General features: G+C 40.8%; 28 protein-coding genes. 15 read left to right on the top strand and 13 right to left on the bottom strand.

From position 1 onward, the window contains the following. Positions 1–84: 84 nt before the first annotated feature. The 6 genes from ACE1CA_RS19070 to ACE1CA_RS19045 all read right to left on the bottom strand — a co-directional run bounded on the left by ACE1CA_RS19070 (position 85) and on the right by ACE1CA_RS19045 (position 7015). A complete protein-coding gene (locus ACE1CA_RS19070) occupies positions 85–1341 on the bottom strand; it encodes a polysaccharide biosynthesis/export family protein (protein ID WP_413279588.1) in 1257 nt (418 codons plus the stop codon). A 27-nt stretch (positions 1342–1368) separates the two neighbouring features. After that, positions 1369–2058, bottom strand: coding sequence for a cyanoexosortase B system-associated protein (locus ACE1CA_RS19065; RefSeq protein ID WP_413279589.1), 690 nt, complete (start codon positions 2056–2058; stop codon positions 1369–1371). A gap of 113 nt (positions 2059–2171) precedes the next feature. After that, positions 2172–3092, bottom strand: coding sequence for a cyanoexosortase B (gene crtB / locus ACE1CA_RS19060; protein ID WP_413279590.1), 921 nt, complete (start codon positions 3090–3092; stop codon positions 2172–2174). A gap of 108 nt (positions 3093–3200) precedes the next feature. Beyond that, positions 3201–4346, bottom strand: a complete 1146-nt coding sequence (locus ACE1CA_RS19055) for a DegT/DnrJ/EryC1/StrS family aminotransferase (protein WP_413279591.1) — start codon at positions 4344–4346, stop codon at positions 3201–3203. A 554-nt stretch (positions 4347–4900) separates the two neighbouring features. After that, on the bottom strand, positions 4901–6607 hold the full coding sequence (locus ACE1CA_RS19050) for an IS1634 family transposase (RefSeq protein ID WP_486517450.1): 1707 nt from the start codon (positions 6605–6607) through the stop codon (positions 4901–4903). 15 nt (positions 6608–6622) lie between these two features. After that, positions 6623–7015, bottom strand: coding sequence for a hypothetical protein (locus tag ACE1CA_RS19045; protein ID WP_486517449.1), 393 nt, complete (start codon positions 7013–7015; stop codon positions 6623–6625). Between the two features lie 398 nt (positions 7016–7413). Here ACE1CA_RS19045 and ACE1CA_RS19040 point away from each other — a divergent pair, with 398 nt between their 5' ends. The 9 genes from ACE1CA_RS19040 to ACE1CA_RS19000 all read left to right on the top strand — a co-directional run bounded on the left by ACE1CA_RS19040 (position 7414) and on the right by ACE1CA_RS19000 (position 14087). Continuing rightward, entirely contained in the window at positions 7414–8526 is a 1113-nt protein-coding gene (locus tag ACE1CA_RS19040; protein ID WP_486517970.1) for an IS630 family transposase, read from the top strand. Between the two features lie 164 nt (positions 8527–8690). Further along, positions 8691–9563 (top strand): hypothetical protein, encoded by an 873-nt coding sequence (locus tag ACE1CA_RS19035; protein WP_413279917.1) that lies wholly within the window; start codon positions 8691–8693, stop codon positions 9561–9563. 14 nt (positions 9564–9577) lie between these two features. Further along, positions 9578–10549: a hypothetical protein gene (locus tag ACE1CA_RS19030; protein WP_413279918.1), complete on the top strand. Its 972-nt coding sequence runs from the start codon at positions 9578–9580 to the stop codon at positions 10547–10549. A 12-nt stretch (positions 10550–10561) separates the two neighbouring features. Next, on the top strand, positions 10562–11284 hold the full coding sequence (locus tag ACE1CA_RS19025; protein WP_413279919.1) for a flagellar basal body-associated FliL family protein: 723 nt from the start codon (positions 10562–10564) through the stop codon (positions 11282–11284). Between the two features lie 68 nt (positions 11285–11352). Then, complete coding sequence (locus ACE1CA_RS19020; protein WP_486517448.1) at positions 11353–11526, top strand: hypothetical protein; 174 nt, start codon at positions 11353–11355, stop codon at positions 11524–11526. A gap of 347 nt (positions 11527–11873) precedes the next feature. Then, entirely contained in the window at positions 11874–12101 is a 228-nt protein-coding gene (locus ACE1CA_RS19015) for a hypothetical protein (RefSeq protein WP_413279920.1), read from the top strand. Beyond that, a complete protein-coding gene (locus ACE1CA_RS19010) occupies positions 12098–12379 on the top strand; it encodes a type II toxin-antitoxin system RelE/ParE family toxin (protein ID WP_413279921.1) in 282 nt (93 codons plus the stop codon). Before ACE1CA_RS19015 ends, ACE1CA_RS19010 begins: the two co-directional genes overlap by 4 nt. A 202-nt stretch (positions 12380–12581) precedes the next feature. Next, positions 12582–13268: a Uma2 family endonuclease gene (locus ACE1CA_RS19005; protein ID WP_413279922.1), complete on the top strand. Its 687-nt coding sequence runs from the start codon at positions 12582–12584 to the stop codon at positions 13266–13268. Between the two features lie 78 nt (positions 13269–13346). Further along, complete coding sequence (locus ACE1CA_RS19000) at positions 13347–14087, top strand: Uma2 family endonuclease (RefSeq protein WP_486517447.1); 741 nt, start codon at positions 13347–13349, stop codon at positions 14085–14087. 254 nt (positions 14088–14341) lie between these two features. Here ACE1CA_RS19000 and ACE1CA_RS18995 read toward each other — a convergent pair whose 3' ends face one another. Beyond that, a complete protein-coding gene (locus tag ACE1CA_RS18995) occupies positions 14342–15475 on the bottom strand; it encodes a geranylgeranyl reductase family protein (protein WP_413279924.1) in 1134 nt (377 codons plus the stop codon). A gap of 512 nt (positions 15476–15987) precedes the next feature. Here ACE1CA_RS18995 and ACE1CA_RS18990 point away from each other — a divergent pair. Continuing rightward, a complete protein-coding gene (locus ACE1CA_RS18990; protein ID WP_413279925.1) occupies positions 15988–16167 on the top strand; it encodes a family 2 glycosyl transferase in 180 nt (59 codons plus the stop codon). 26 nt (positions 16168–16193) lie between these two features. On the opposite strand, the gene frr is transcribed toward ACE1CA_RS18990, so the two are convergent. Both frr and pyrH read right to left on the bottom strand, forming a co-directional pair. After that, the gene (gene frr, locus ACE1CA_RS18985; protein WP_413279926.1) at positions 16194–16742 is read right to left on the bottom strand and encodes a ribosome recycling factor; all 549 of its coding nucleotides are present in this window, start codon (positions 16740–16742) and stop codon (positions 16194–16196) included. Further along, on the bottom strand, positions 16729–17457 hold the full coding sequence (gene pyrH, locus ACE1CA_RS18980) for a UMP kinase (protein ID WP_413279927.1): 729 nt from the start codon (positions 17455–17457) through the stop codon (positions 16729–16731). The genes frr and pyrH overlap by 14 nt, the downstream gene beginning before the upstream one ends. 197 nt (positions 17458–17654) lie before the next feature. On the opposite strand from pyrH, the gene ACE1CA_RS18975 reads away from it, so the two are divergent. After that, complete coding sequence (locus ACE1CA_RS18975) at positions 17655–18557, top strand: alpha/beta fold hydrolase (RefSeq protein WP_413279928.1); 903 nt, start codon at positions 17655–17657, stop codon at positions 18555–18557. A gap of 62 nt (positions 18558–18619) precedes the next feature. Here the strand turns inward: ACE1CA_RS18975 and ACE1CA_RS18970 are convergent, their stop codons facing one another. From ACE1CA_RS18970 to ACE1CA_RS18960, 3 genes are all read right to left on the bottom strand, one after another. Further along, a complete protein-coding gene (locus ACE1CA_RS18970; RefSeq protein WP_413279929.1) occupies positions 18620–20035 on the bottom strand; it encodes an LCP family protein in 1416 nt (471 codons plus the stop codon). Between the two features lie 337 nt (positions 20036–20372). After that, on the bottom strand, positions 20373–20747 hold the full coding sequence (locus ACE1CA_RS18965; RefSeq protein WP_413279930.1) for a hypothetical protein: 375 nt from the start codon (positions 20745–20747) through the stop codon (positions 20373–20375). 150 nt (positions 20748–20897) lie between these two features. After that, positions 20898–22487: a S8 family serine peptidase gene (locus tag ACE1CA_RS18960; protein WP_413279931.1), complete on the bottom strand. Its 1590-nt coding sequence runs from the start codon at positions 22485–22487 to the stop codon at positions 20898–20900. A gap of 249 nt (positions 22488–22736) precedes the next feature. Between ACE1CA_RS18960 and rpe the strand changes: the two genes are divergently transcribed. The 4 genes from rpe (at position 22737) to ACE1CA_RS18940 (ending at position 24290) form a co-directional block, all read left to right on the top strand. Beyond that, entirely contained in the window at positions 22737–23438 is a 702-nt protein-coding gene (gene rpe, locus ACE1CA_RS18955; protein ID WP_413279932.1) for a ribulose-phosphate 3-epimerase, read from the top strand. Positions 23439–23563: 125 nt separating this feature from the next. Further along, complete coding sequence (locus ACE1CA_RS18950; RefSeq protein WP_413279933.1) at positions 23564–23776, top strand: DUF2283 domain-containing protein; 213 nt, start codon at positions 23564–23566, stop codon at positions 23774–23776. Positions 23777–23799: 23 nt separating this feature from the next. Continuing rightward, the gene (locus ACE1CA_RS18945) at positions 23800–24033 is read left to right on the top strand and encodes a hypothetical protein (protein WP_413279934.1); all 234 of its coding nucleotides are present in this window, start codon (positions 23800–23802) and stop codon (positions 24031–24033) included. Positions 24034–24089: 56 nt separating this feature from the next. Next, positions 24090–24290 (top strand): type II toxin-antitoxin system HicB family antitoxin, encoded by a 201-nt coding sequence (locus tag ACE1CA_RS18940; protein WP_413279935.1) that lies wholly within the window; start codon positions 24090–24092, stop codon positions 24288–24290. A gap of 2 nt (positions 24291–24292) precedes the next feature. Here ACE1CA_RS18940 and ACE1CA_RS18935 read toward each other — a convergent pair whose 3' ends face one another. Then, positions 24293–25075 (bottom strand): DUF4058 family protein, encoded by a 783-nt coding sequence (locus tag ACE1CA_RS18935; RefSeq protein ID WP_413279936.1) that lies wholly within the window; start codon positions 25073–25075, stop codon positions 24293–24295. Positions 25076–25109: the final 34 nt, after the last annotated feature.

Here is a 25109-nt window from a genome sequence, read left to right as displayed (position 1 = left end):
TTATTTAAAGATTTTTTTGGGGTAATTTTTATTTGTTAATCTACTAATCATTATCTTTAATAATATCTCTGTATTCCAGTTCTTTTAGTTGCCACCGGAGGGGCGGAACAGATTGGTAGCATTATCGGTTAATTCTTGGAAGAAGAGGAGAAATCCTAAAATATCACGGAAAGGTTGGGTAAAGATGTTCAGGGCGAAAGTAATTCTGCCTACTAGGTTGCGACCTATGACTATGACATCGTTATTTTGGAGGGGAATATTTTGGGAAGCGTCGCCAAAGAGGGCGCGTTTGGCGTTGAGTTCTCGAACGATCGCTCTTCCTCTTTCTCGATCGAACCTAATTACAGCTACACTTTCTATATCAGTACCTTGTAAAGACACTCCAGCCGCAGTGAAGGCATCCAAAAAGGTACTCCCATTAGCAACATTAAGATTACCCACTGTTTGGTTAGGATAACTCAAAATCCGAATATTAATCGTTGGTTGGACTAAGTTGGAAGTGGCTACTAGTTGACGATTGTAATTTTGCTCGGTTCCTACTTGCAGTCTTGGTATTATTATTGCATCGCCATCTTCTAAACGCAGGTCGGGAATTGGTTCTCCTGCTACTAAGGGAGTAAACAAATCTACTCTTTGTTCAATAAAAGACCCATCTACCAAGAAACGACGAATTAGTACTTGTCGTAAGTCAGCTTGAGTGGTGCTACCTCCTGCTGTTAGTAAGGCGGTGGAAACGCGGGGTAAAGCGCCCAGACCATAAAGACCAGGGCGGACTACTTCACCAGTTACGGAGATTTGTACGGGACGTTGGCTGGCTAATCCGACTGTGACTATAGGATTAATGACGAATTGATTGTAAGCAGCACGAATTTTTTCTGTGGCTTCTTCTATGGTTAGACCTCTGACTGATAGATTGCCGACTAATGGTAGGATGATATTTCCTTCTGGCCCTACAGCTGCTTGGACGCTGAGTTCGGGAAATCTGGGGACTGCGATCGTAAGAACATCGCTAGAACCTAACCGATAAGGTCTAAACTGGGGATTGGCTCTAAAAGGTTGGGGTGTCTCCTGAAGTTCAAAGGGAACTACTGGTATGGTAATCGGTGCTTGGGGAGTCAAGGGGGTGGCTGATGGTTCTACCCTTTGGGTTTGTTGGGTTAGCAAAAATCGCCCAGACAAGGTTACACGAGATATTTGTTCCCTGTTCCCGATTATTTCTCTTCCCCAGCTTTTTTGCTCAAACCACGACAGAGAACTAGCGGTAAGCAATAAGGTACTGCTGGTATAAATTCCCAGAATCGAGATTGCTTTGAACTGTTGCGGAAAGAACGCTCCTTTCATGTTGGCGAAATTTTAACTTTTCTTTCTTTACAATGAGGTAGACATGAGTGCAGTTTGCACGGCTTGACCCAAAGATTTAGCCTGGGGTAATACTGGTTCGATGTCGCCCAAGGGTTCTATGGGAATTTGGATGCTAACTGCGACCCAAGGAACGCGCTTTCCTTGCCATTGGGCAATTTGGTCTGACCAAAACCAATTGGCTGGGTCTGGGCTTCCTCCAGAATACCAAGCGTACCATTGTAATACGGCAAAGGTTTGTTGCCGATTCCAACCGCGAAAGTATTGGGCTTTGACTGTGGTCGGTTGTGGGTGTTGGCTTGTTGGGGGTATGGTAAACTGTACGGTACGATCGCGATCGGTTTGCCAATGTTGAAACCCTTCCACATCTACCCATTGCACCTGCGGTTGGTCTTTATCATCTTTTTGTGGACGTAACAAGAGAATTGCCGTAGTTTGAGGGTCAATTTGCACTTCTTGGTACAGCCATTTTTCCCGACTGACTAATACTTCTTTGCTATTTTTGCTTTGCCATCCCGGAATTTCTAATCCTTTTTGGCGAATCTGTCTCATTTGAGAAATAGTTGTCACTGGCAGTGGTTTTTCCCAAGACCAATGTTTTTGCAAATATCCGGGAACTGCTCCTACTAAGAGTAAAATTATCAGGAATAGGAGCAAGATAATTTGGTTAAACTTAATATTTTGTTTGGTGAGTTTCATCAACATGGGTAAGAGAAAGTTTTAAGTTTTGAGTTTTGAGTTCAGGAGAAATAAAGATTTACTAGATTTCTTGATTAATCCTGAATCTCAACTGAATCAATAAATCCCAATAATTAATCCTGTTCATCATGAGAAGCAATAAATCCCGATCGAGTTTCTGGTTCATCAGAGTCAATGGGAAAATATTTTTCCATGAGGTTGATTAAAATAACTAATGTGCCTAACATACAGGCGGAGTAGATATCACCACCGCTACCTTCATGTAACCATTTGAAGGCTTGTTCGTTACCTGTACCGTGAAAATATGTTAGCAATGTGTTGCGGATGATGTTGGCAATCACGCTGATTAAGGCGGCGCTGCCTAAAAAGATAATGCTGCGAGTGAGCGATCGCCAAACTCCCGTCCAATAAAGTAACATTAAACCTACATACAAACTGGTAAATAACATTTTTAACCCAGCACAGTGCGGTGCAACTTCTACAATTTGTCCACCTACATATAAATTAATTTCTTCTACCACTACCGGAACGCCAAATTGTGTCAAAATAAAACCAGCAACCGCTGCAATAAAACTTTGCAGCGGTAAGGCATAAGGTTCAATTAAGTAAGGAATTTGGTTAGGAGTGGCTAACAGCACAAACACTAAAGGGAATGCTTGTAATTTTAATCCGGGAATACCTTTTAACCACAAACAAACTCCCGTTAAAATTATCGGCAATGATAAGTTAACAAAGTCAGTTAAACCACTCACATAAAAGATGCCGCCAATAATTAAAAACCCAACTGCTAAAGGATGGAATTTGTCTGGTAAGCGATGCCATTTTTTTCGATTTAACCAGACTATATAGGCAGCAAAAGGTATACCGATTAAGCCATGACTAAAATATTCATGAATAATGCCGATATCTTTTTTTAGCCAGCCTTCGTACCAATGCCACAATAGCGGTAAATACATTAGTGCTAGAACAGCTGATATGGCAATCAAGACTAAGTTATTCTCAATTTTATGACGAAGTGTTAGCTTTGTTTGCATAATTTATCATTGGTTGTTTGTCATTTGTCATTTGTTGTTAGTTAGTTAGGAAATTGGTAATTAAAAAGAAAAAATTCTGCTAACTACCAACTACCAACTACCAATCAATTAGCTAGCACCCAATATTTTAGCGATCGCATCCACAACTTGCTTAACCTGATTTTGACTCAAACCTGGGTACATTGGCAAGGAGAGAATTTGTTTTGCGAGTGTTTCCGCAACGGGGAAATCTCCTTCTTGATACCCTAAATATTTATAAGCGGGTTGCAGATGGCAAGGTATGGGATAATGGACACCTGTTTGAATCCCAATATCTGCTAAATTGGTTTGTAAGGTTTCTCGATTAACGGGACAGTTTTCTGTAATCCGCACAACATAAAGATGATAAATATGTCCCGTTTGACTGTGATTTTGAATTGGAATAATTCCTTTGTTTTGTAGTGGTGCGAAAAGTGAATCGTATTCTTTAGCTGCGGTGTTGCGTTGCGAATTCCATTGATTTAAATGTGGTAACTTCACATTCAGTACTGCGGCTTGTATAGTATCAAGACGACTGTTAGTACCGTATTCTGTGTGAACATATTTTTGTGGGGCTCCGTAGTTGCGTAACGATCGCAATTTTTGTGCTACTTCTGCATCGTTAGTAACAACTATTCCCCCATCTCCCACTGCGCCTAAATTTTTACTCGGATAAAAGCTAAAAGCGGCTGCTTTACCAATACTTCCAGCTATATAACCTTCTCTTTGAGCTAAATGTGCTTGAGCAGCATCTTCAAAAATTAGCAAATTATGAGCAGCAGCGAAATCTTGTAATTGTTGAGGCGAAACTACTTGACCGTAGAGGTGGACTGGTAAAATGACTTTAGTTTTAGGAGTAACAGCTTTTTCGGCAGCTGTCAAGTCAATTAAAGCGGTTTCCGGGTCACAATCGACTAAAATTGGGGTGGCTTGGGCGTGGAGTACACCAATTAAGGTGGCAATAAAAGTGTTGGCTGGTAAAATTACTTCATCACCTGGTTTGATGCCACAAGCTTGTAGTCCTAGTGCGATCGCATCGGTTCCACAAGCTACCCCAACTGCATATTGTACACCGCAGGCTGTGGCAAAGGCTGTTTCAAATTCGGCTACTGCTTTTCCTAATATAAAATCTCCTTTCTGGAGTACACTTTGAATCGCCTGTTCGATTTGACTTTGAATTGGTTGGTGTTGCAGAGTTAGATCTACGAAAGGAATTTTGACTGCGGTGTTAACCATAAATTTGCTTCAGGGCTTAACAATAGTTAGGTGTTAAAAAGCCACCTAATTTAGTTATCGACTATCTTGGTGATTTTGCCTAGTATAAAATAGTAAAGAGTTGATAAATTTGTGTATTAATTTTTAATATCTTTACGGATTTTTAGAGAATGAGTGATTTTTGGCGATCGAGCTTTGCGAATGTCGCTGCTAAATATAAATAGCAGCTGTTCAGGTTGCTAATTTATCACTACCTTTGATAAACAGCGATGAAATTTCAGTGAACAGTTGTGCCTTGTTTCGGCAAAAGTCTAGTATTTTTTCGGAGGTGATTTAGTGACTGTACGTTCGCTCATTTTTGAAGGGTAAGAGTAATTAATAGCTTACTGCGTAAGGTTTCAAGGTAATTGTGGATCGGATTAAAACCATCACCATGTAATACTTGGCAAAGGTAGAGCAGATTGACGTAGTATTACACGGTACGAAGTCAGTCAAATCGCAGAAAAGACTGTGAACCTACAGGTTTTCGGTGTAATACACGGGGGAGTGCTGATTTTATAGGGGGTAAGACGTAATTAGGTCTTAATGTGCAATGAATCTAGCTGATAGAGAGATTCTGGCATTTTCATCAGTGCCAGAATCTGTTTTTGAAGCTCGGAGAGCGGCGTGATGAAAATGGTAGAGTCAGGAAGGTGATAGAGAGTAAGGTGACAAAAAGCCCGAAGCATTCGCTCCGCAGATGGGCGATTGGTTTTTCGCTTTGGATTGCCGTCATAAAGACCAGCCAAAGATTGTTGCGTTTGCTGGAGAGCCTTCCGTACCATAAACTCCATCAAGGTAAATACGCGCAAAGCTATATTCAAAATGAACATTAAGCCAGTAATTCGGTCTTCATTTTGGAAGTAAATGGGTAGGGCTGGCAAGGAACCTCTTTTAAAACGGTGAAACCCACGTTCCAAGAGCCATTCATCCCGGTAATACATGACAGCTTGTGGTAGGGTCAGTCGAGTGGTCGGGGCGTTAGTGACATACAGTCGCCATCCGGCCAAGGTTTCTGAAAGCTTAATCGCATCATCAATCTGCTGGATATGAAGTTGAAGAGAAATACTAGTTACTTCCTCAGTCGGAGAATTTTTTGATGGTCGTCCCCGTCCTACAGGGCGAGTTTCAAAGATGATTTCTTCTGTAATCGTGGTTGAGAAAAAATCGTTGACCCGATAGCGCTTGAGAATGTTTTCTACTTTATGGCCCAGTTGCTCCCGGTCGTTACCCGGCTTCTTTTCTAATTTATCCAGAGCAGCTCTAGCCGTCAATATGCGTTGCTGTTGACCACGGATGGCAGAAGCCGCAAGGCTTTGGGAATAAACTACCAAGTAGCGTTCTAGCCAACGTACCCACTTGTGGGTTTCTTCGTTGAACCAAAACTTGCCTAACTCTACTTCAAAACCCTTTCCCACAGCAGGTTCTTCTTCGTCTTGTCGCGGTAAACGAATGGACACTGTTTCTGCTGGTGGGGAGAGTACCCACTGTTTGAGATATTGGGGGTGTTGTCCACTCATGGGTACAGGGAAGCAATAAACACCTCCATTGGCAGCAATTTGGGCGCGAGTTGCCATCGAGCCAGCTTTACAATCAGCGATGAAGACAAAATTTTTGTGTCCCATCACCTTTGCCATTTGTTCCCAGGTCGGAAAATATAATGGGTCATCAGCGCCATTACCTTCTAGGGTCGCACTGAGCAGTGGCATTCCCATCGGGTCGAGGGTTGCCAGTAATTGACGGTATTGCAATAAGTCTGGACGCTTGTCTTTGGAGTACCCATGATGCAGTAGACTTTCTTGTGCTGATTCTCCCTGTTGATGATTCACACTAAAACTAGTTGTATCAGCTCGTGCCACTTCTGTCGGTAATTCGTAGGCCCGAATCAGATGTCGTCCTAATTTTACTTCTATTTCCCGCCTTGCCTCTGACTGCTTACCTAACTCTTCAACTACCCTTGCCAATCGGTCATCAGTAGTATCTTTTTCCTTGAGCGACCACCCCGTACTTAACTCTAAAATCTGTTGGTGTGCCTGAACCCAGGCTTCCACAGCAGACAACCGATGGTCTGACTGGGTAATTATATATGTTAATAACAATACACTCAATTGTCCGTAGCTGAGTCCTTTGTGGTTTCCATGTGGTGGAGTGAGTTTTTGGTCAATACATTTGGCTATTTCCATCTGTTTGAGCCATTCCACAATCAATGGAATATCGTCTATTCGCTCGGAACTTATTTCCACTGTTTTTCCTGTGATCTATTCAGACTCTTGTGTATCCTGGTGAGTCAGTGCCGCAATAAAATGATTCAGGGCTTTGAGTGCTGCTTTGTAGCCTGGAGCTTGCTTACCTAACTTTAATTGTACTAAAACTTGGTCACGTAAAGTTTCCAGTATTGCCACGGAGCGCGGCCTAATCGCCAGTTCCGCCACCGTAGTTTGGGCTTGATCTCTGGGCTCTAGTGTCCATGTAATACTTGGGCTAGCATTGTCTCTCATCACCTGTTCCAAGTAATCTGCTCTCGTCATACATAAGCATTCAGCAGCTATCCCCAAAGCCTTCCAGGTTTCATCAGTTACCCTTAAAGAGCGCACTTGACGGTAATCATCGTCTTTGAGTGCGAACTTGCCTTGAATGTCCCGCTTCCACATTACTCTTATCCCTTGTATTACATCGTTAAACTAACCAAGCCTTCCCCAAGTATTACACGGTATCACCACCATGCGCTCCACAATCACCTTGAAACTTTACACAGTAAGCTATTAATTCTTCTCACCCTTCAAAAATGAGCGAACGTACAGTTAGTGAGTAAACTCCAAGTTTTCGTTTTCAAAAATGATAATTTCTAACCAAAATTTAGGTTTCTTTCATTACTTCTTCAATAGCATCCTCAATTTCTGCGATCGCTACATCGGCTCGATCGGACTTAGAGTAAATCAATAGTAAGGAAACAAAATGGGGAGACACTAACTGATAAATTAATCGATAAGCTGTTAATCATTTAAATAGGGTAAAATGGAAAAGTCAACCGAGCAAAATGAGTCAGGGAATGCCAGCAAAGAATCATCTGAGTTTAGAACAAGTAGAGAAGCTACAAAAAGCCCTAAAAGATGAAGAAAATGGAAACATTAGAGAAAGAATTCTGATGTTACTGTTGCTAAATGATGGAAAAACTCAAGGTAAAATAGCGGAATTTCTGGGCTGTTCAATAAATAAAGTATCTTATTGGTGCGTACATGGAGATCCAGATAATCTGGAAAGCCTAGTGGATGAAAGGATGAAGGGGAATCATCAAAAAGCCACAGATAAATATAGAGAAATATTATTAGAGACAGTAGATAAAGAACCCAAAGAATTAGGATACGAATTTGGCAGATGGACAGCAGAAAGATTAGCAACATATTTAGCAGAAACGACAGGAATAAAATTAAGTGGGTCGCAAGTTAGGAGAATATTAGAGAAAAAAAAGTTCGTTTACCTCTGGGCGAAGTACAGCTTAGAGGGAAAGCGAGAGCCGGAAAAAAGAAAAGAATTTAAAAAGAAGATAACCGAATATTTAAAAATAGAAAAAGATAACCCAGAACGTTTACAAGTATGGTTTTGGGACGAAAGCGGTTTTAGTTTAAGCGTGATAAAAAGAAAGAATTGGTGTAAGAAAGGTAGCCGAAAAGAGGTGAGGGGAGAGCGAAGAAAGGGTCGGATTAATGTAATGGGAGGGCTGAGGTATTCCGACAAGAAAAGGTTTGTGGAGTTTCTGGATAAAAGCAATTCAGAAAGTTTTTATCAAGTGCTAAAACTGTTTTATCAAGAATTGATTGCTGAATGGGTAGCTGCTGGCAATGAAGCCGATGAATTTGCGGAAAAAGGAGCCAAAATAGTGATAATTCTAGATAATGCTAGTTTCCACAAAAAAGCTGAATATCTCCAGAAAATTGCTGCCGAAATGCCCAATATTCATTTAGAGTTTCTCCCCAAATATAGCCCGGATTATAACTTAATTGAATTAGTTTGGCATTCAGCAAAAGAATTTATTGCTAATCGACTATTTAAATCAATCGAAGAATTAGAATATTTATTGCATCAACTTTTAAATGAAGGACAGTTAATTATTAAATGGGAGCGAAAACTTAAAAATAAAGGTAATGCTCTTATCCCTGTTTAAATGCTTAACAGCTTAACATTAATTCTTTAGACCAAAAATCATCATCACTTTGCCAAGATAGAATAACCGCAATCCAAAATCAGGTAAATTTTGAGTTAGCAAAAGCATACGAGGCTTTAGGTCAATCTACAAAGAGTGAAAATGATTCTAGAATATTTGTACCGTTGTTTAATCAACTATGGAAAAAGCTTACAAATGATCTAGAGGAACTACTTAAGGAACTGAGAAAGAATCGTGATGAGGTAGATATCGATTTTAAAGCTCAGGTAGATGCAGCAATCCAAGCTTGTCGAGATGATACGGGAATACCATCTATTGAACAGATTGAGGAAAGGAACAATATTGAAGGTGGCTATCCGATTGCTTACGGAAAATATCTGAATGAAATTCGCGCCCATTTATCAGAAAAATTCTTATCTTTGGACGAAGGATTAAAACGCTCGCTAAATCGCGTAAAATCTCAAGTAGCAGAAGTATTGATTTCTCAAGTTGGTTTAGGAAATTTGACAGAAGCAAGAGGGGCAGAATTTATAAATGCGATCGCCATTCAATTACCTGAAGAGTTGATACCAGGACAAAAGAGTAAAATCAAGTTCGGCTTTAAACTTTTAGCTGAATTTGAGCTTTCTTATCGAGGATTAGTTCAGCATCGAATAAGGCAACATTTGGATGGACTTACTCCTAATGAGCCAGTTACTAAGCGACTTAGTAAATCACCTAATGCACAGCAAGTTTTGAGTTGTTTAAAAACGGCTCATGCAGAAGCAGTTTATAAATGTGGAAATGCTTTGGAAGAATTGCTTTGTGAACCAAGCCAAGCTGCTTTTGCCATTGTCGAAGAATTTCTCGATCGCATACTTCGTGCAGCAGATGTGAAAGATGAATGGCAAATTTTTCTCGATGATGTGAAAGTTGAAGTATGGTCAAAAGAATTTTTGCCACTACGCCAACTTTATCAACTGCGGCGGGAGTGGCTAAACTCAGTTGAGCAAGTAGAAAGTGCTAATCAATTAGACTGTTTACGATTTTTGAATTAACTAAGGATACTCAGATGCGCGAACTTAAAATTACTATGTTTGGCCCCAGGTATGTTGGGAAAACTAGCCTCTTGACAGCTATGTATCAGCAATTAGAGGATAAAAATCGTCATATTAGTATCCAACTTACGCCTGATTTAAATACTTCCTCAACTTTAGGCGAACGTTTGGCTGAACTGAAAAGTTTAAGCGAAGATTTTGACGCTAGTAAGGGTATAGCTTCGAGTGAAGCAGCAGCAGGGCCGAATTCACTGCGTTCTTTCATTTTTGATTTAGGAAAAAAGGGTACTAAGCCATCTTTACGGCTTCATTTTCAGGATTATCCAGGTGGCTACATTCTTACTAAGGATAAGGAAGAACAGGAATTTATTAAAAAGCTTCTGACTGAATGTGTTGCAGTCCTAATTGCTATTGATGCTCCTTCTATTATGGAGGATAAGGGTAAATGGCATCAGCATAGAAACAGGTCGTATGAAATAACTGACTGGTTCAAAAGGTATTATGTAGATATCAAGTCACCACGCCTTGTGATACTTGCACCAGTTAAGTGTGAAACTTACCTACAAGATTCAAAGTCTGCTCTTAAATTACTGCAACGAATCAAGCAAGAGTATGCTAATTTACTTGCTTTTTTTAAAGCTGATCTTCTGGTATCAAAAGTAGCAGTAGTCGTTACACCTGTTCAGACCGTAGGTAATGTTTTTTTCTCTCGTATTGAAGTGATTAATGGACAACCCCATTTTTTCTTTTCCAAGCAGGATTATGAGGCTGAATACAATCCACAGGATGCTGAACAGCCGCTTAAATACCTTTTGAGGTTTTTATTAAAAATCCATATCCAAGGACAATGGGGAATGTTCAATTTCATTCGTGATTTATTTGGGCTAGATAATGAGCTTAAGGAAGTAGCCAGGGAATTTGCCAAAGATTGTAAAACAACTGGTGGGTTTGAAGTCATCCAAGGTAAAAATTGGTTAAATATTTGAGAGGATGTGACAATGAATGCTGATATTTATGTTCAAAGTTGTGGTATTGCTCAGGAACATGACTACCACTGGCGCAAGATTATTAACAATGAAAATCAACCAAGAGAAATTCCGCTCATTTTAAAAGAAGCAATCCGAATTGAAAAAGGATCTACAGTCCGAATTACTGATAAGTATAATAGTCAAAAACCATCAGTAGTTTTGGCAAATCATAAAGGCAAATTGCTTTTGCTATTAACTGCTCTTGAAGCAATGCAACGAACAAAGATTTACGGACGGCAAGTAAGAAATTCTATAGCATTAGTAACTATTCATTCTCCTGAGAATGAACAGGCATTACGTGAGATTGTTAATTTTGCTGAACAGGACTGGGAATCAGTCAGAAGGGCTATTGACGAAGCTGTTACTACTAATAGTGAAAATGGGTTTGAAGTTAATCGGGAATTGATAGAACAAAATCTGCTAATTAACAAGCTAGAGAATTCTGGAAATAGTTCATCTATAAAGCCAAATGTATTTTCCTGGGAAATGTCTGACAAGGCAGAAGAAGGTAGTAACCAAAGTAAAAAAAAATTAATGTTTCTGGGGATGATAGCAATACTCCTGATAGTGGGGACAATAATCGCATTCCTAATAATAAAACCCCAGACGGAGGAGAAGCCCCAAAGAATCCCAATTCCACAAAGCCTGATCAGCCCCCAACCGCCGATTCCAGTAACTACCTTACAACAATAATTAGTCAAACAATCAACCAAGTAGTTACAAGAGTTAGCACAACGAAAACTCAAGGTGAAATTATTGCTATGGCAGCCCCAATTCTCTTTCAGTTGTCAGATGAGCAACGAGAACAATTGCTATGTATTGCTAAATTCCTACTCCGTCACAAAGAACCAAATTTGTCTGATAAGGAGTCAGAGCTTTTGGAAAAATACTCTGATCTGGTTCAACAAATTAAAGGATCTGGTTCAACAAATTAAAGACCTGCCTAAAATCTAGTCAACAATTTAGTAGTTTATTTATTAAAGGGGTGAGATCGATCGCCCCCACCCTCCCCCAAAACCTAAACTAACAAAGTATCCAACTTATACTGGTTAGCAAATTGCGATATGCCTACGGCAGGCTACGCCAACGCACTTCCCCAACATACCAATCATCTAATTATGCTTTTGTAACCAGTTATTTAAGCGATCGCGTGAAATATCCCCATTCCACACAAAAACTTTTGGGCAACGTCCTGAATCCTGCATTAATCTGCTATTCATTGACAACCTGAAAAAATTTCCTCTAAAATTAGATTGAATAATATTAAATTACTATAAAAACCATGACAGAACCAAATGTAAAAACCTCAACTTTTCAGCAAGCAATTGACGTTATAGAAACTTTATCCTTAGAAGATCAAGAGATTCTGATAGATATTATCCAAAAACGGATTAGAGAACAAAAAAGAAAACAACTATTGCAAGATATCGCTGAAGTTGAAGCTGAGTATGCAGAAGGAAACGTAAAATTCGGAACTGTGGATGATTTCTTAGCGGAGTTAGACAAGTGAAAAAAATAACTTGGACTCCTAAATCAATCCGCAATTTTAAGAGTTTAGTGCGTCGAAATCCGCAACTGCGACTTCTGATAGAGGAAACTTTACGAATACTAGCTTCAGATCCATTTTACCCTACTTTGCGGACTCATAAACTTCAAGGGGATTTATCTAACGTATGGTCTTGTTCCATTGACTATAGTTATCGTATTCTGTTTAAATTTGTCACAGATGCCGATGGAGAAGATGCAATTTTATTAATCAAAATTGGCGATCACGATGAAGTTTATTAGATGACTGTAAGGCTTTAATCGAAGTATCAGCATCCAAATGTAACAGAGGACTAGACATTGTAAGTTGATTCTAAAGCTACTTCAGATGCGATCGCTTCATCTATTTCTTGCCGATGTTGCCCATAAAAAGCCAGAACAATATTTACCTGTTCCTCACTCAGATCGGTAAGATAGTTATAACCTAATGTCAGGTAGAATCGTCATGGTCAAAACACCATCACAACAAGAAACAATTCCCTTTTTAGTAAATGGCGACAAGCTGAACCGCTATGAATTTGAGCGCCGCTACAACGCCACGCCTAACTTGAAAAAAGCCGAATTAATTGAAGGACTTGTTTATATGGCTGCCGCACTCCGTTTTAAAAGTCATAGTCAACCTCATGCTTGGATTCTTGTCTGGTTGGGAACTTATGCAGTCGTAACGCCTGGAGTAGAATTAGGAATTGAACCGAGTGTGCGGCTAGATGTGGATAACGAACCTCAACCAGATGCAGTTCTTTTCATCACACCAGAAGCAGGAGGTCAAGCAAAATTAAGTGAGGATGATTATATTGAAGGTGCGCCAGAATTAGTTGTGGAAATTGCTGCTAGTAGTGTTGCGATCGATCTTCATGCTAAAAAACAAGCTTATCGCCGTAATGGAGTTAAAGAATATATTGTTTGGCAAGTTCTCGATCGCAAATTGAGTTGGTTTTATTTAGAACAAGGCGAATATTTAGAATTATCACCCAATACTCAGGGAATTTTTCAAAGTCAAGTTTTTCCAGGTTTGTGGTTAGCAGTTACGGAATTGTTAACTGGGAATATGCAGCAGGTACTGACTGTTTTACAAGCAGGTTTACAATCTCCCGAACGGGCGGTATTTATTGAAAAATTAAGCAGCAAATAATCCGTTTTTTTCATTAATAATCTATCCCGATGTTCGGGAAATGTTAATATTAAAATACCTGAAGAGAGGACAAGTAGTATGGTACAACAAATACCAACTGAAACCAAACCAATAATTATTTATCCCGACAGCGATGGTCAACCAATGTCAGATAATACTAAACAATTCCGCTGGATTGTCACTATCAAAGAAAACTTAGAAATTTTGTTTACTAATAATCCAGAAGTATTTGTTGCAGGGGATTTGCTTTGGTATCCAGTTGAAGGTGACAATAAAACCCGTGTAGCACCTGATGCAATGGTAGTGTTTGGTAGACCGAAAGGAGACAGAGGTTCTTACAAACAATGGTTAGAAAATAACATCCCTCCCCAAGTTGTGTTTGAAATTTTATCTCCAAGCAACACAATCAAAGAAATGTCCAAAAAAATGCTCTTTTATCAACAGTATGGAGTTGAGGAATATTATATTTACGATCCTGATGAAGTGGAATTAACTGGATTGATACGTTCGGGAGATAGATTAGCAGAAATTGAGGCAATTAATGGTTGGGTAAGTCCGCGATTGGGGATAAAATTTGTGTTAAATTCTGATACGTTAGAGATTTTTCGTCCCGACGGACAGCGATTTTTTACTTCTGTGGAATTGGATCGATTAAGAGAACAGGAATGCCAACGGGCTGAGGAGGAACGTCAACGGGCTGAGGAAGAACGTCAACGGGCTGAGGAAGAACGTCAACGGGCCGATCGAGAATACCAAAGGGCGGAAAAATTGGCAGCTAAGTTACGTGAATTGGGAATCGATCCAGATTTAGTAGATTGAACAAATGTGGGGAAGACAAACCCAATAACTTTTGCGAAATAGGGTGGCTCTCCCGTAATCATGGTGATAAGTAAACCTAATTAATTAGTCAAGTGCTTACTCCACAAGGTTTCCCAGTCCCTAGTCCCCAGTCCCCAGTCCCTAAAACCAGAGTTTTCCACCACAAGTACGGGAGAGCCGCATCAAATACGCCACCTTAATTTTAGAGACCCCCGACTTCTTTGAGAGGTCGGGGATCTAATGAATCTATAGAATTAGCGTCCCATTCCTGGAATTAAACCAGCAGTCAAACGTTTTACTGCTTTACCAGCAATTTCGCTATAACGCTGTTGTCCGCACAAGATTTTTACCATGATTTCCGTTGCGGCTGGACGTTTGACACCAACTTTGTAACCAACTTTGGGGACGCGGTAAAATGCACCCGCTAAACGTTGCGCCCACACCATATCACTGCCCCATTCTTTGTTGACAGTTTCGGTATATTCTTCTAAGGCATTGATATCACCACCAATAGCCCGATCGATCGCTTCCGCTGCTTTCATCCCAGTAAACATTGCCGGACGAATACCTTCAGCGGTAAAAGGATCGACCACGCAAGCAGCTTCTCCAGCTAACAAGGCGTTTTGAGTATGTAATTTTTGATTTCCATCCCACAAAGCTAAGGGATGCTCAAATTGCTTAGAATTGTTCAGATCTAAACCAAAACCCTGACAGTATTTTGTCAAAATACTCTTAAAATCTGGATGTTCGTCACCTTGGAATGTACCAGTACCGATCGAATAACCATTTGATTTCGGGAAATTCCAAATATAGCCTTTTTTTGTACTCCCGAAGTCAAAGTGAATTTTTGGTTCTGCTTCTACGAGGTTACTGGTTTCCACTTCTAAAGCCCCTGCCGAACGCTTTTTCCCTTCCTTAAAGCCCAACCATTTCCTCATCGGCCCTTTTGCGCCATCGGCAGCGATCAAGTAGCGACCTTCCACTGGGCCATTAGCAGTGTTTACTTGCCAGCGATCGCCTTTAAATTCAATTCCCGTTACTTCAGTATTATCACGGAGTTCTGCGCCCTGTTTTTGTGCTTGTTGAACTAAAAAATGATCGAACACATCTCGACGAACCACCCAGATAGGCTCGGCATCTTCAATTTTTACCTCCATAGGATCTTGCATTTCCCATGTGTAGCAAAGCTTACTTATTTTTAAAGAGATTGCCGGAGTAAAATCAAAATCAAACCATTGGGCGATCGCGGGAGACACGCCACCACCACAAGGTTTGTAACGAGGTAAACTTTCCTTTTCCAAAATTAAAACCGACCTACCACGCTTTGCTAAATGATAAGCCGCCGTTCCACCTGCTGGGCCAGCACCGACAATAATGCAATCAAACATAGCGCAAAAATTAGCTCCTCAATTAGTTAGGATATAAATTCTGACCAACTTCCCAGGTCATCCTCTTCATCGGAGTTTAACAGGATTTTATTTAGTATTGCCACTGAAATTTAACTAGGTTTGTTGTTTTAGTTACTTAAACAACTGGCTGGATAATTTCTAGATTATTCGCATTTTTTCTAATTCTCCCAGAATTTACTGAACGTAAATAACACAGCTTTCTATCCTAGAGGGGTAACACCCTCTGTAATTTCAAATAGCATATAATTACTTACTTCTACTGATTACAAATTTTCTGTAAAGAGCCTAGTATGAACTATGAAGTTTCTGTAAAGTAAGGAGTTAATATTCAAGGGACTTTTATTTCTAAAAAACTTGCCTTGACTCAAAAGCAGCAGTTAAATAATTGAAAATTAAAATTTCAAAGACAGAAAACTAACTACTGAGTAAACAAACAAAATTGCTCTCATTATCCCTCTGTTCCCCTGTTCCTTTTATTTGAGGATAAAAAGATGATTTGGGAAGTTTGTATTCGCTATGCTAACGGTAAGGAAAAAGTTCTCCGTTCTTACAGAAATCGGGAAAAAGCGCTGCGTTGTGTAGATGCAATATATAACACCTGGGGCTATCCACTACACTTGGCTTATATTGTGCGTGCAGGTGATGCCCAACAGATGTTTCAGACAGCTTAACTTAAATGATTTCTAGCTCAATTGCTTTAGACTGTGGTAATATCTTTCTCCTTCTCTGCAAATAATTCTTCAATTTTGGCAATATATTTGTCAGTCCATTTTTGAACCTTATCTTGGTTATCTTTAGCTTGATCTTCAGATAATTCACCGCCTTTTTCTTGCTTACGAATCGCATCAACAGCGTCGCGCCGGATATTGCGAATCGCAACTCTGCCTTCTTCAGCGTATTTAGCAGCTAACTTGACCAATTCTTTGCGACGATCGCTAGTCAATGGTGGAATATTCAAGCGAATTAGCGAACCATCATTGCTAGGAGTTAAGCCAATATCTGACAGAGAAATTGCCTTTTCAATCAGATTTAAACTAGAGCGATCGTAAGGTTGAATATTAATCGTACTAGCATCAGGAGTACTGATATTCGCCAGAGATTTTATAGACGTTGGTGTGCCGTAATATTCCACCATCACTTTATCCAAAAGTGAAGCATTAGCGCGTCCAGTGCGGATAGTGTTGAAAGAGCGTTGAGTTGCTTCAACAGCCTTCTGCATACGTTCTTCAACTTCAGGTAACTTCATATAATCCTCCCACAATGGTACCGATTTTTTCTCCCATCACAGCCCGACGAATATTTCCTCGAACTCCCAGGTCAAATACAATAATCGGAATATTGTTTTCTTTACAAAGGGCGATCGCAGTACTATCCATCACTCGTAAATCTTGAGTCAAAACGTGAGTGTAGTTCAAACTATGATAGCGACGAGCTTGAGGATTGATATATGGATCGGAATCGTAAATCCCGTCAACTTTGGTGGCTTTAAAAATTACATCAGCATTGATTTCCGCTGCTCTTAAGGCAGCTGTAGTATCAGTAGTGAAGAAAGGATTTCCCGAACCTGCACCAAAAATTACTACTCGTCCTTTTTCCAAGTGACGAATAGCGCGTCTGCGGATGTAAGGTTCTGCGACTTCCTGCATGGCGATCGCAGTTTGCACTCGCGTTGGCACATTAATTTGTTCCAACGCATCCTGCAAAGTCATCGCATTCATCACCGTAGCAATCATGCCAATATAGTCTGCTGTAGCCCGATCCATGCCTCGCGCCGCCCCTTTCACGCCTCGAAAGATGTTGCCACCACCGACGACGATCGCCACCTGTACGCCCGTGCTGACTACTTCTGCCACTTCAGAGGCGATTTCCTGAACGACTTGGGGATCGATGCCATAGCCGAGATCGCCCATGAGGGCTTCACCGCTCAGCTTCAGTAAAATCCGCTGGTATGCTGTACCCATGAAATGACTTATGGTTGCAATTAAAAATAGTATCCAATTAAAGATAACAGTACAAGTGACATTTTGGGTCAAGTTGGTAGTGGGTAGTTGGTAATTGGTAGTTGGAATCCGATTACCTACTACCTACTACCTACTAAATTAAGTTATTTATCTAATTGTTCACAATATAGAGAGTGATTGCTTTTCCTAATAATTTCATGACTAGCTCTATTTCCATCTCAACTGTGACAACTCAAACTTGGACTTGGCGAGGTTTTCCCATCTGTTACCAAGCACAAGGCAACCAAGGGCCTGCTATAGTTTTAATACATGGATTTGGGGCTTCTTGGGCGCACTGGCGGAAAAATATTCCCGAACTGGCGCAAAATGCGCGAGTTTTTGCCATTGACTTAATTGGTTTTGGGAGTTCGGCAAAACCTGCACCGGGAAAGGAAATTAATTATACTTTTGAAACTTGGGCGCAGCAAATTGGCGATTTTTGTCGAGAAGTGGTTGGCGAACCAGCTTTTTTGGTGGGTAATTCGATCGGCTGTATAGTAGCAATGCAAGCGGCTGTAGACTTTCCCGAACTGGTGAGAGGAGTAGCTTTGCTCAACTGTTCTTTACGATTGTTGCACGATCGCAAACGCGCCACCCTACCCTGGCATCGTCGTTCCGGTGCGCCGATCGTCCAAAAAATCTTAGCATTCAGATTAATCGGGCAATTATTCTTTAGTCAAATCGCCAAACCGAAAGTAGTCAAAAAAATTCTCCTGCAAGCTTACAAACGTCCCGAAGCAGTCACAGACGAACTAGTAGATATGCTAATGGCACCAGCCTTAGATCCCGGTGCAGTCGATGTATTTTTAGCATTTACTCGCTATTCTCAAGGGCCATTACCAGAAGATTTGTTACCAATTTTGCCTTGTTCCGCAATTATTTTATGGGGAACAGATGACCCTTGGGAACCGATCGATCTCGGAAGAGAATTAGCCAAATACCCCCAAGTAGAAAAATTTATTCCCTTAGAAGGTTTAGGTCACTGTCCCCAAGACGAAGCACCAGAATTAGTCAATCCCATTCTAATTGATTGGATTTGGCAAAAAACTCAAGTTATTTAATAACGTAGTAGGTAGTAGGAATCCCATTACCAACTACCTACTACCAACTACCAACTACCAACTTATTGAGATGATTGTTGTTGTTGTACCCAATCTGTACCAATCAAAATAGTGATATCAGAGTTGAGGTAGCCAGTACTTTCTACACGCACCTCGCCAATTTCCAATGCTTGACGAATAGCTTCAGCCGCTTGATTATCTCCTTTTTGAGCGAGAATGCGGGTTTCGTTTAAAGTTTCTGTCCAAGATTCGGTAACTTGAACATTTCGATAACCTGCTTTTCGCAACTTTCTTACTAAAGCATTCACTGATTCTGAATTACCAGTGCTGTCTTTAATCGCTATTTTTACACTACTAAAGTTACTGCTAGACTTATCTTTTAGTTCCGATTCATCTGATTCATTAGCAGGAGCTAAATATTGACTAACTAATTGAGAAATTCCTCTACGGTTAGGCAACCAATAGCTTGCATCATATTCTCCTTCATTACTAAACTGTCCTGGTACTAATAACATTTGAGCATCAGAACGATTCATTTTGACACCAAAACCGACTAAAGCAACTAATTCTTCAACAGATAGATTAGTGTCAATGTGAGATTGAATAACGCGAAGAATTTCTGGTAATCTAGCTAAAGTTACGGGATTTAGAGCTTGTTCCATTAAAGCTCTCATCACCATTTGTTGCCGTTGGACTCGACCAATATCTCCGAGTTTGTCGTGGCGAAAGCGGAGGAAATTTTGGGTTTGAGCGCCGTCGAGGTGTTGTTTTCCGGCTTTAAAATCGATGTAAAGGTGTTGGGTATTGTCGGTATATTTCATGTCGAAAGGTACATGAATAGTGACTCCACCTAAAGCATCGATCAGTTTTTCTACGCCTTGAACGTTGATGCGGATATAGCGATCGATCCTAATATCTGCTAGTAAACTACTTACAGTTTTCGCACTCAGAGCAGGGCCACCATGAGTATTAGCCGCATTAATTTTAGCCACACCTAATCCTTCTATATAAGTGCGGGTATCACGAGGTATAGAAAGAATAATTAACTTTTTGGTTTGCGGATTAAACCGCAATAAAAGCATCGTATCAGATAAACCTTCAAAAGAGTTGAGTACGGGTTCGTACCCTCCCAATGCTGGGTCTGGTTTTTCTCCCAAATCTGAAGGTAAAACTTTAATCCCCAAAACCAAAATATTTACAGGTCGAGTTAACTCTGGCAACTTCAGGTTAGTTGTGGAGATATTGCCTTGAGAAAACACAGCGGCTTCTTCAGGGCTCAGACGACTCTGCATTAACGGTGTTGTCGAAAGCGATACTGCCAACAAAGCTCCTGCGGTTGCTGACAGCATTGCTACACCAGTTAAACTAAATCCTAGCCATAGCCAACGTAGCTGGCTAATTTTGGACGGGTGTGAACCAATTTTCTGCACAGTTTCTTGCTTTTGAGAGAATAAACTGGAAATTTTTTTAGTTGGCACTAGCTTCCTCACACGAAAAATTAGCTGTCTTTAAAGTTACTCACACCTGACGATAGAAATAATCATACAAGTATCTACTACCTGGGAGAGCAAAGCTCAGGGTAATAAATTTTATCAGTAGTAGTTTGAGGTTGAGTAATGATTGGTGCTACGCTCAGGCTACGCCAACGCATAATCCCGATCGTAATTTTAGTATTGATTTGGGTTGGACATTAGCTCAGATCTGGCACCATTCTCAACAAGCCTGGAAAAACCGGGTTTCTTGAGGGAAAATATATGGTTTCAGGGTTAGCTATTTGCAAGAAACCCGGTTTTTAGCCCTGGTGCCAGATCTGAGTTAGGGCAGATGTTTACGAACTACCCTTTCGGAGATGCGCGTAATGAGAGGTAAGCGCAAAGATTGGCGTTGCCACAACCGAAACATTAACCAGGTACTTACCAAAAAGTAACCAGAAGTAAATAAACTATTGGTTACTAACAGAGGCAGTTTCCAAGATTCGGAAGAATCTGCTCCGGCTGCCAATAAAATGTAACCTAAGAGCCAACCAAAAGCTAGAGTTACGGATAATCTACTAGCAGCCATTTCCTCTCTACCAGCTTGGCGACAGTACAATGTCCAGAGGGACGGAAATACGCCAAATACAGGGATTAAGTACAAAAACAACTGTAATTGCTTCAAGTCAGAATTTTCAAAAGGATTAGTTTTTCTCATATTTTTGGTGATTAGTGATTAGGGATTGGGGACTGGGAGGAAGAAGTGGGGGGAGTTGAAGAGGTAGGGGGGTGGGGAGGTAGGGGGATGGGGGAAGTTTCTAGTTCTAGATCTCTCCCCATCTCCCCATCTCCCCATCTCCCCATTTTCCTACTTAGCGGGTACAGTCCACCAAGCTAGGGCGTAGGATTGAGTAGGTTCGTTGACTTGTTTGCGGTGTTGGACGCGAATTTTGTAACGACCTGTTTTGGGTATGGGACAGAAGATGTGTTCTGTGCTGTCAGTTTCGCTGATGGAAGCACAGGTGTAAGTGTTAGTGTTGTTACTGTCTGCGGGAATTAAGTAAAGGTCGAGGTTATTTAAACCTTGGTCTTTAAAAATTTCCCCTGTATCATATTGCCCATTTTTGTTGGCATCGTTTAACTCTACTAAGCGATCCCACGCTAAAGTTAATGAAACGTAGCTTCCTTGTTGTAAGGGTTTTTCTAGTACATAATCTACTGAGGCGTTAGTATCTACTTTGTCGTAATCCCAACCTATGGGGGAGACTTTTTGGGATGGTTTCCATTGTCCGCCTTTGAATTGTTGATAGGCGCGGAAGGCGTTTAGCTGACCTGTACCCATTTGCATATCTAAGGGAATTTTGGGGTCTTTGTAAGCGTCGGATTCTAGCCAGGTTCGGTTGCCTTTGTCGGCGATCGTTTTGTTCATTCCCAATAATAAACCGTCGCCTTTGTCTTTAAGTTTGTCGGTGGAGTTGAGTAGTATGGCTTTGGTGACTTGGTGACGACGGGAGTCGAGACTCCAGTTGGGTTGTTTGGTACGGAGTTGGCGATCGCCAAACTCTTGCAACAAAGCTACTGTGGCGGTAACATGAGGTGTTGCTAAACTAGTGCCGCTAACTTTTTGGATCGTGCCTTCGATATTCAAAATGCTGATATCATGTCCGGGGGCAACTAAACCAATAGCACGCCGAGGCCCTAAGTTAATTTCCTTTCCTGCCAGACGACGCACGACAGAAGCCGAACTTTCCCCAATGTTGGCAAAGTCTACTTTAGAAAAAATGCCTTTGACGCGCTTGGTAAAGGCAACATTAATGCCATTAAAGTTATCAGTGGGAATGGGTATACCGCCTCGTCCTTGATTTCCAGCGATTAAGTAAAGTACATCATGCGTTCGAGCCGACCAATCAATACACTGAGTTAACAGGGCGTTACCATCTAAAACTGCTTGGGGGCGGGGGTCTCGTTCTAAAGATTCGCCAAAACTGAAGTTAATCGCACGCAAGTCTCCGCCATTCTGTTGCGCGAGATACTGAGAGGCGAGACATTCTTCTGGTTGTCCGCCTTTTTCCATTGGCCCGATAGCTGAGGAATACAATCTTGCGCCTGGGGCAACTCCGGGAAGTGCTTTAGCGCTACTAATCATCATTCCCGCAACGCCATAAGCGTGGGGGTCTACATCAGTGTCGGTTTTGGCTGGATTGTCGCGCCAGAAAACTCGCGTTACTTGAACTAATGTGGGGTTGCGATTTGCGGCTTTGTCTATACCGAAGAGTCCGGGACGACCGATTTCTACTTGCCCAATGGCAATTTTCCGACCAATCAAATTGTAGGGAGGATTGTGAAGCCGAATGGCATCAATACCAGATTCTCCGACTGAGGAGCCGTCTAAGGCTAGGGCTGTGGCACTGATGCAGCTAGCACTTAAACCGAAAATAATCCACGCCTTTTTTTTCATCTGTTGTCGTATTAACAAGTCTATTAATTTTAGATTTTAGATTTTAGTTTTTGGATTAGCTGTCACTCGACTGGATTGGGCTTAGAATTAGAACTTTTGAAGGAGACAGGAGTAAATCCCTATAAATAAATTTAGGAGATTGAAACCTTTTTTGACCTTCTGCCTTCTGCTTTCTGCCTTCTGCCTTTATTTGGTCACATTTTGTTAAAATGCTTACAACGCAGGACGCTCCGAGAGGATTTTTCACAGATGACCCAAACGCACAAGCCAATTGTTGTTGCTCCCTCAATCTTATCAGCGGATTTTAGCCGTCTGGGAGAGGAGATTCGCGCTGTAGATGCTGCTGGCGCTGATTGGATTCACGTTGATGTAATGGATGGTCGGTTTGTTCCGAATATTACGATCGGTCCGTTAATTGTCGAAGCGGTTCGCCCATGCACTCAAAAGCCTTTGGATGTGCATTTGATGATTGTGGAACCGGAAAAGTATGTAGAGGATTTTGCTAAGGCGGGTGCTGATATTATCTCAGTACACGCTGAACATAATGCTTCTCCGCATTTGCACCGTACTTTGGGTCAAATTAAGGAGTTAGATAAGCAAGCTGGTGTGGTTCTGAATCCTTCGACTCCTTTAGAGTTAATTGAGTATGTGCTGGATCTTTGCGATTTGGTACTGATTATGAGTGTTAACCCTGGTTTTGGTGGTCAAAGTTTTATTCCGGGTGTGATTCCCAAAATTCAGAAGTTACGTCAAATGTGTGACGAACGGGGTTTAGATCCTTGGATTGAGGTTGATGGTGGTTTGAAGGGTAATAATACTTGGCAGGTTTTGGAAGCTGGGGCGAATGCGATCGTTGCTGGTTCTGCTGTGTTTAAAGCCAAGGATTATGCTGAAGCGATTACTGGTATTCGCAATAGTAAGCGTCCGACTCCTGAATTAGCAAAGGTTTAAGTTTTAACTTAAAAAATCAATAGTTAAAAATTTTCTAGTTTTGGCTAGCTGTCGAGAAATTGCAGCTAGCATTTTTTTAGGGGAACTTTGAAATGATCGTCAAATTCTTTTAAGGAAAACCTAAGATGAAAATTACCTACGATCCTAGATATAACATTGCTTATATCAGCTTGCAAGAAAAGACGGCACAGGTAGAAACAATTCAAGTTAGCGAAGAAATGAATGTAGATATAGCACCAGATGGAACTATTTACGGTATTGAGTTACTCAACGCCAACCAGCAATTAGCAGCTGATAATCAAGGAAAGGTGATTGTTGTCAATGAAGCATTGGGCTAATCTTCTGAGATTAAAATAGCACTATGAAAGCTTACGAATTTACCCCCAAAGTTACCAATGAGGGAAAACTTAATTGTACCGAAGAGATTTTAAAACAATTGCCGCCTAACCAAGAATTAAAGGTGATTGTTTTAGTGAATGAACTAACAAAGTTAGAAGAAGATGAAGCAGCAGAAAGAGATGATTGGCATGATCTTGCGGCTGAACAATTTTTTGCTGACTATAACGAAGAAGATGCCATCTACGACGATGTTTAAATAAGGAAGATAACAGATTTAGTAGTAGACAAACAAGAAAAATGAGGATTTGTCAAATGAAACAATTTAAAATCATTGTCGAAAAACATCCTGATGGTTATGTTGCTTATCCTCTGGGGATTAAAGGTGCTGTAGTTGGTCAAGGTGACACTTATGAAGAGGCTTTAGCTGATGTAAATTCGGCTATTCGTTGTTACATAGAAATTTTTGGTAAAGAAATGCTAGAAGATGATCCACCAGCGATCGATTATTATTAAAATTAACGCAATCCTTTTTCTTTAAGCAGTTCATCTGCCCAAATTTTATCTTCTGATTTGAGAGGTGGTACTGGTTCAATAGTGTAGTCGATCGCCATATCAAATCTAGCGCGATTGTAAACTCCAATTAATAAACTTTGTAAATCTACCAATGGTTCTGTATCTCCCGATCGCAAAGGTAACAGAAATTTAGGAATCTCTTGCCGCACGCTAAAAGCATACAATTGAGCTTGGGGACGACGATTACCTCGACACACTAAAATTCGATAGTCTGAGGGTGGTATTTTAGTTAAAATTCGCATTGGTTTTCCGCGTCTAAGTAAGTCAATTTCTACCAAGTTTGTCGGACTGCTTAATACTTCTCGACGCTTATTTTCATATTCATCTCTTCCCTTTCCTGCACGTTTGTTGCTGGGAGAAATGAGTTCGATCGCTGTGACAACATACCCAGTTTCTACTTCTCTAATTTCTAAATAACCTTCTCTCTTTTCCTCTGGTAATGGTATTGTGACTGTAGTAGCTTCGGCTTGTGCAGGTAAGGTTGCAATGGATGAAGTTTGGGTTGGGGTTGCAGTTTGGGAATATACAGACACATCAGGAATGCCTATCATAACAGATTCTTCTCCGTCACTCAGATAGGTGCGTTTTTCAATAGCTACTCGATATTGAAGACTGAGATTAGGTTCTATTGCATCTGCGATCGCAGTAATCAAGCGATGATGTACTTCTGACCACAGTTGAGGATTTTCTAAATAAGGATTCATCCCTGGAAATGGAGAAGGCATTTTAGTACCTCGCTTGGAGTAATTTGTATTTCGA

It is taken from the genome of Floridaenema evergladense BLCC-F167 (genome assembly GCF_041929205.2).
Classification (GTDB): Bacteria; Cyanobacteriota; Cyanobacteriia; order Cyanobacteriales; family Aerosakkonemataceae; genus Floridanema; species Floridanema evergladense.
The sequence above is the reverse complement of the archived record's forward strand: the minus strand, read 5'-3'. Positions and strand labels throughout refer to the sequence as shown.

Coding starts and splice junctions, on each gene's coding strand:
- ACE1CA_RS19070 (WP_413279588.1), bottom strand. CDS start 1,341: ATGAAAGGAGCGTTCTTTCCGCAACAGTTCAAAGCAATCTCGATTCTG.
- ACE1CA_RS19065 (WP_413279589.1), bottom strand. CDS start 2,058: ATGAAACTCACCAAACAAAATATTAAGTTTAACCAAATTATCTTGCTC.
- crtB (WP_413279590.1), bottom strand. CDS start 3,092: ATGCAAACAAAGCTAACACTTCGTCATAAAATTGAGAATAACTTAGTC.
- ACE1CA_RS19055 (WP_413279591.1), bottom strand. CDS start 4,346: ATGGTTAACACCGCAGTCAAAATTCCTTTCGTAGATCTAACTCTGCAA.
- ACE1CA_RS19045 (WP_486517449.1), bottom strand. CDS start 7,015: ATGTGGAAGCGGGACATTCAAGGCAAGTTCGCACTCAAAGACGATGAT.
- ACE1CA_RS19040 (WP_486517970.1), top strand. CDS start 7,414: ATGCCAGCAAAGAATCATCTGAGTTTAGAACAAGTAGAGAAGCTACAA.
- ACE1CA_RS19030 (WP_413279918.1), top strand. CDS start 9,578: ATGCGCGAACTTAAAATTACTATGTTTGGCCCCAGGTATGTTGGGAAA.
- ACE1CA_RS19025 (WP_413279919.1), top strand. CDS start 10,562: ATGAATGCTGATATTTATGTTCAAAGTTGTGGTATTGCTCAGGAACAT.
- ACE1CA_RS19020 (WP_486517448.1), top strand. CDS start 11,353: ATGGCAGCCCCAATTCTCTTTCAGTTGTCAGATGAGCAACGAGAACAA.
- ACE1CA_RS19015 (WP_413279920.1), top strand. CDS start 11,874: ATGACAGAACCAAATGTAAAAACCTCAACTTTTCAGCAAGCAATTGAC.
- ACE1CA_RS19005 (WP_413279922.1), top strand. CDS start 12,582: ATGGTCAAAACACCATCACAACAAGAAACAATTCCCTTTTTAGTAAAT.
- ACE1CA_RS19000 (WP_486517447.1), top strand. CDS start 13,347: ATGGTACAACAAATACCAACTGAAACCAAACCAATAATTATTTATCCC.
- ACE1CA_RS18995 (WP_413279924.1), bottom strand. CDS start 15,475: ATGTTTGATTGCATTATTGTCGGTGCTGGCCCAGCAGGTGGAACGGCG.
- ACE1CA_RS18990 (WP_413279925.1), top strand. CDS start 15,988: ATGATTTGGGAAGTTTGTATTCGCTATGCTAACGGTAAGGAAAAAGTT.
- frr (WP_413279926.1), bottom strand. CDS start 16,742: ATGAAGTTACCTGAAGTTGAAGAACGTATGCAGAAGGCTGTTGAAGCA.
- pyrH (WP_413279927.1), bottom strand. CDS start 17,457: ATGGGTACAGCATACCAGCGGATTTTACTGAAGCTGAGCGGTGAAGCC.
- ACE1CA_RS18975 (WP_413279928.1), top strand. CDS start 17,655: ATGACTAGCTCTATTTCCATCTCAACTGTGACAACTCAAACTTGGACT.
- ACE1CA_RS18965 (WP_413279930.1), bottom strand. CDS start 20,747: ATGAGAAAAACTAATCCTTTTGAAAATTCTGACTTGAAGCAATTACAG.
- ACE1CA_RS18960 (WP_413279931.1), bottom strand. CDS start 22,487: ATGAAAAAAAAGGCGTGGATTATTTTCGGTTTAAGTGCTAGCTGCATC.
- rpe (WP_413279932.1), top strand. CDS start 22,737: ATGACCCAAACGCACAAGCCAATTGTTGTTGCTCCCTCAATCTTATCA.
- ACE1CA_RS18950 (WP_413279933.1), top strand. CDS start 23,564: ATGAAAATTACCTACGATCCTAGATATAACATTGCTTATATCAGCTTG.
- ACE1CA_RS18945 (WP_413279934.1), top strand. CDS start 23,800: ATGAAAGCTTACGAATTTACCCCCAAAGTTACCAATGAGGGAAAACTT.
- ACE1CA_RS18940 (WP_413279935.1), top strand. CDS start 24,090: ATGAAACAATTTAAAATCATTGTCGAAAAACATCCTGATGGTTATGTT.
- ACE1CA_RS18935 (WP_413279936.1), bottom strand. CDS start 25,075: ATGCCTTCTCCATTTCCAGGGATGAATCCTTATTTAGAAAATCCTCAA.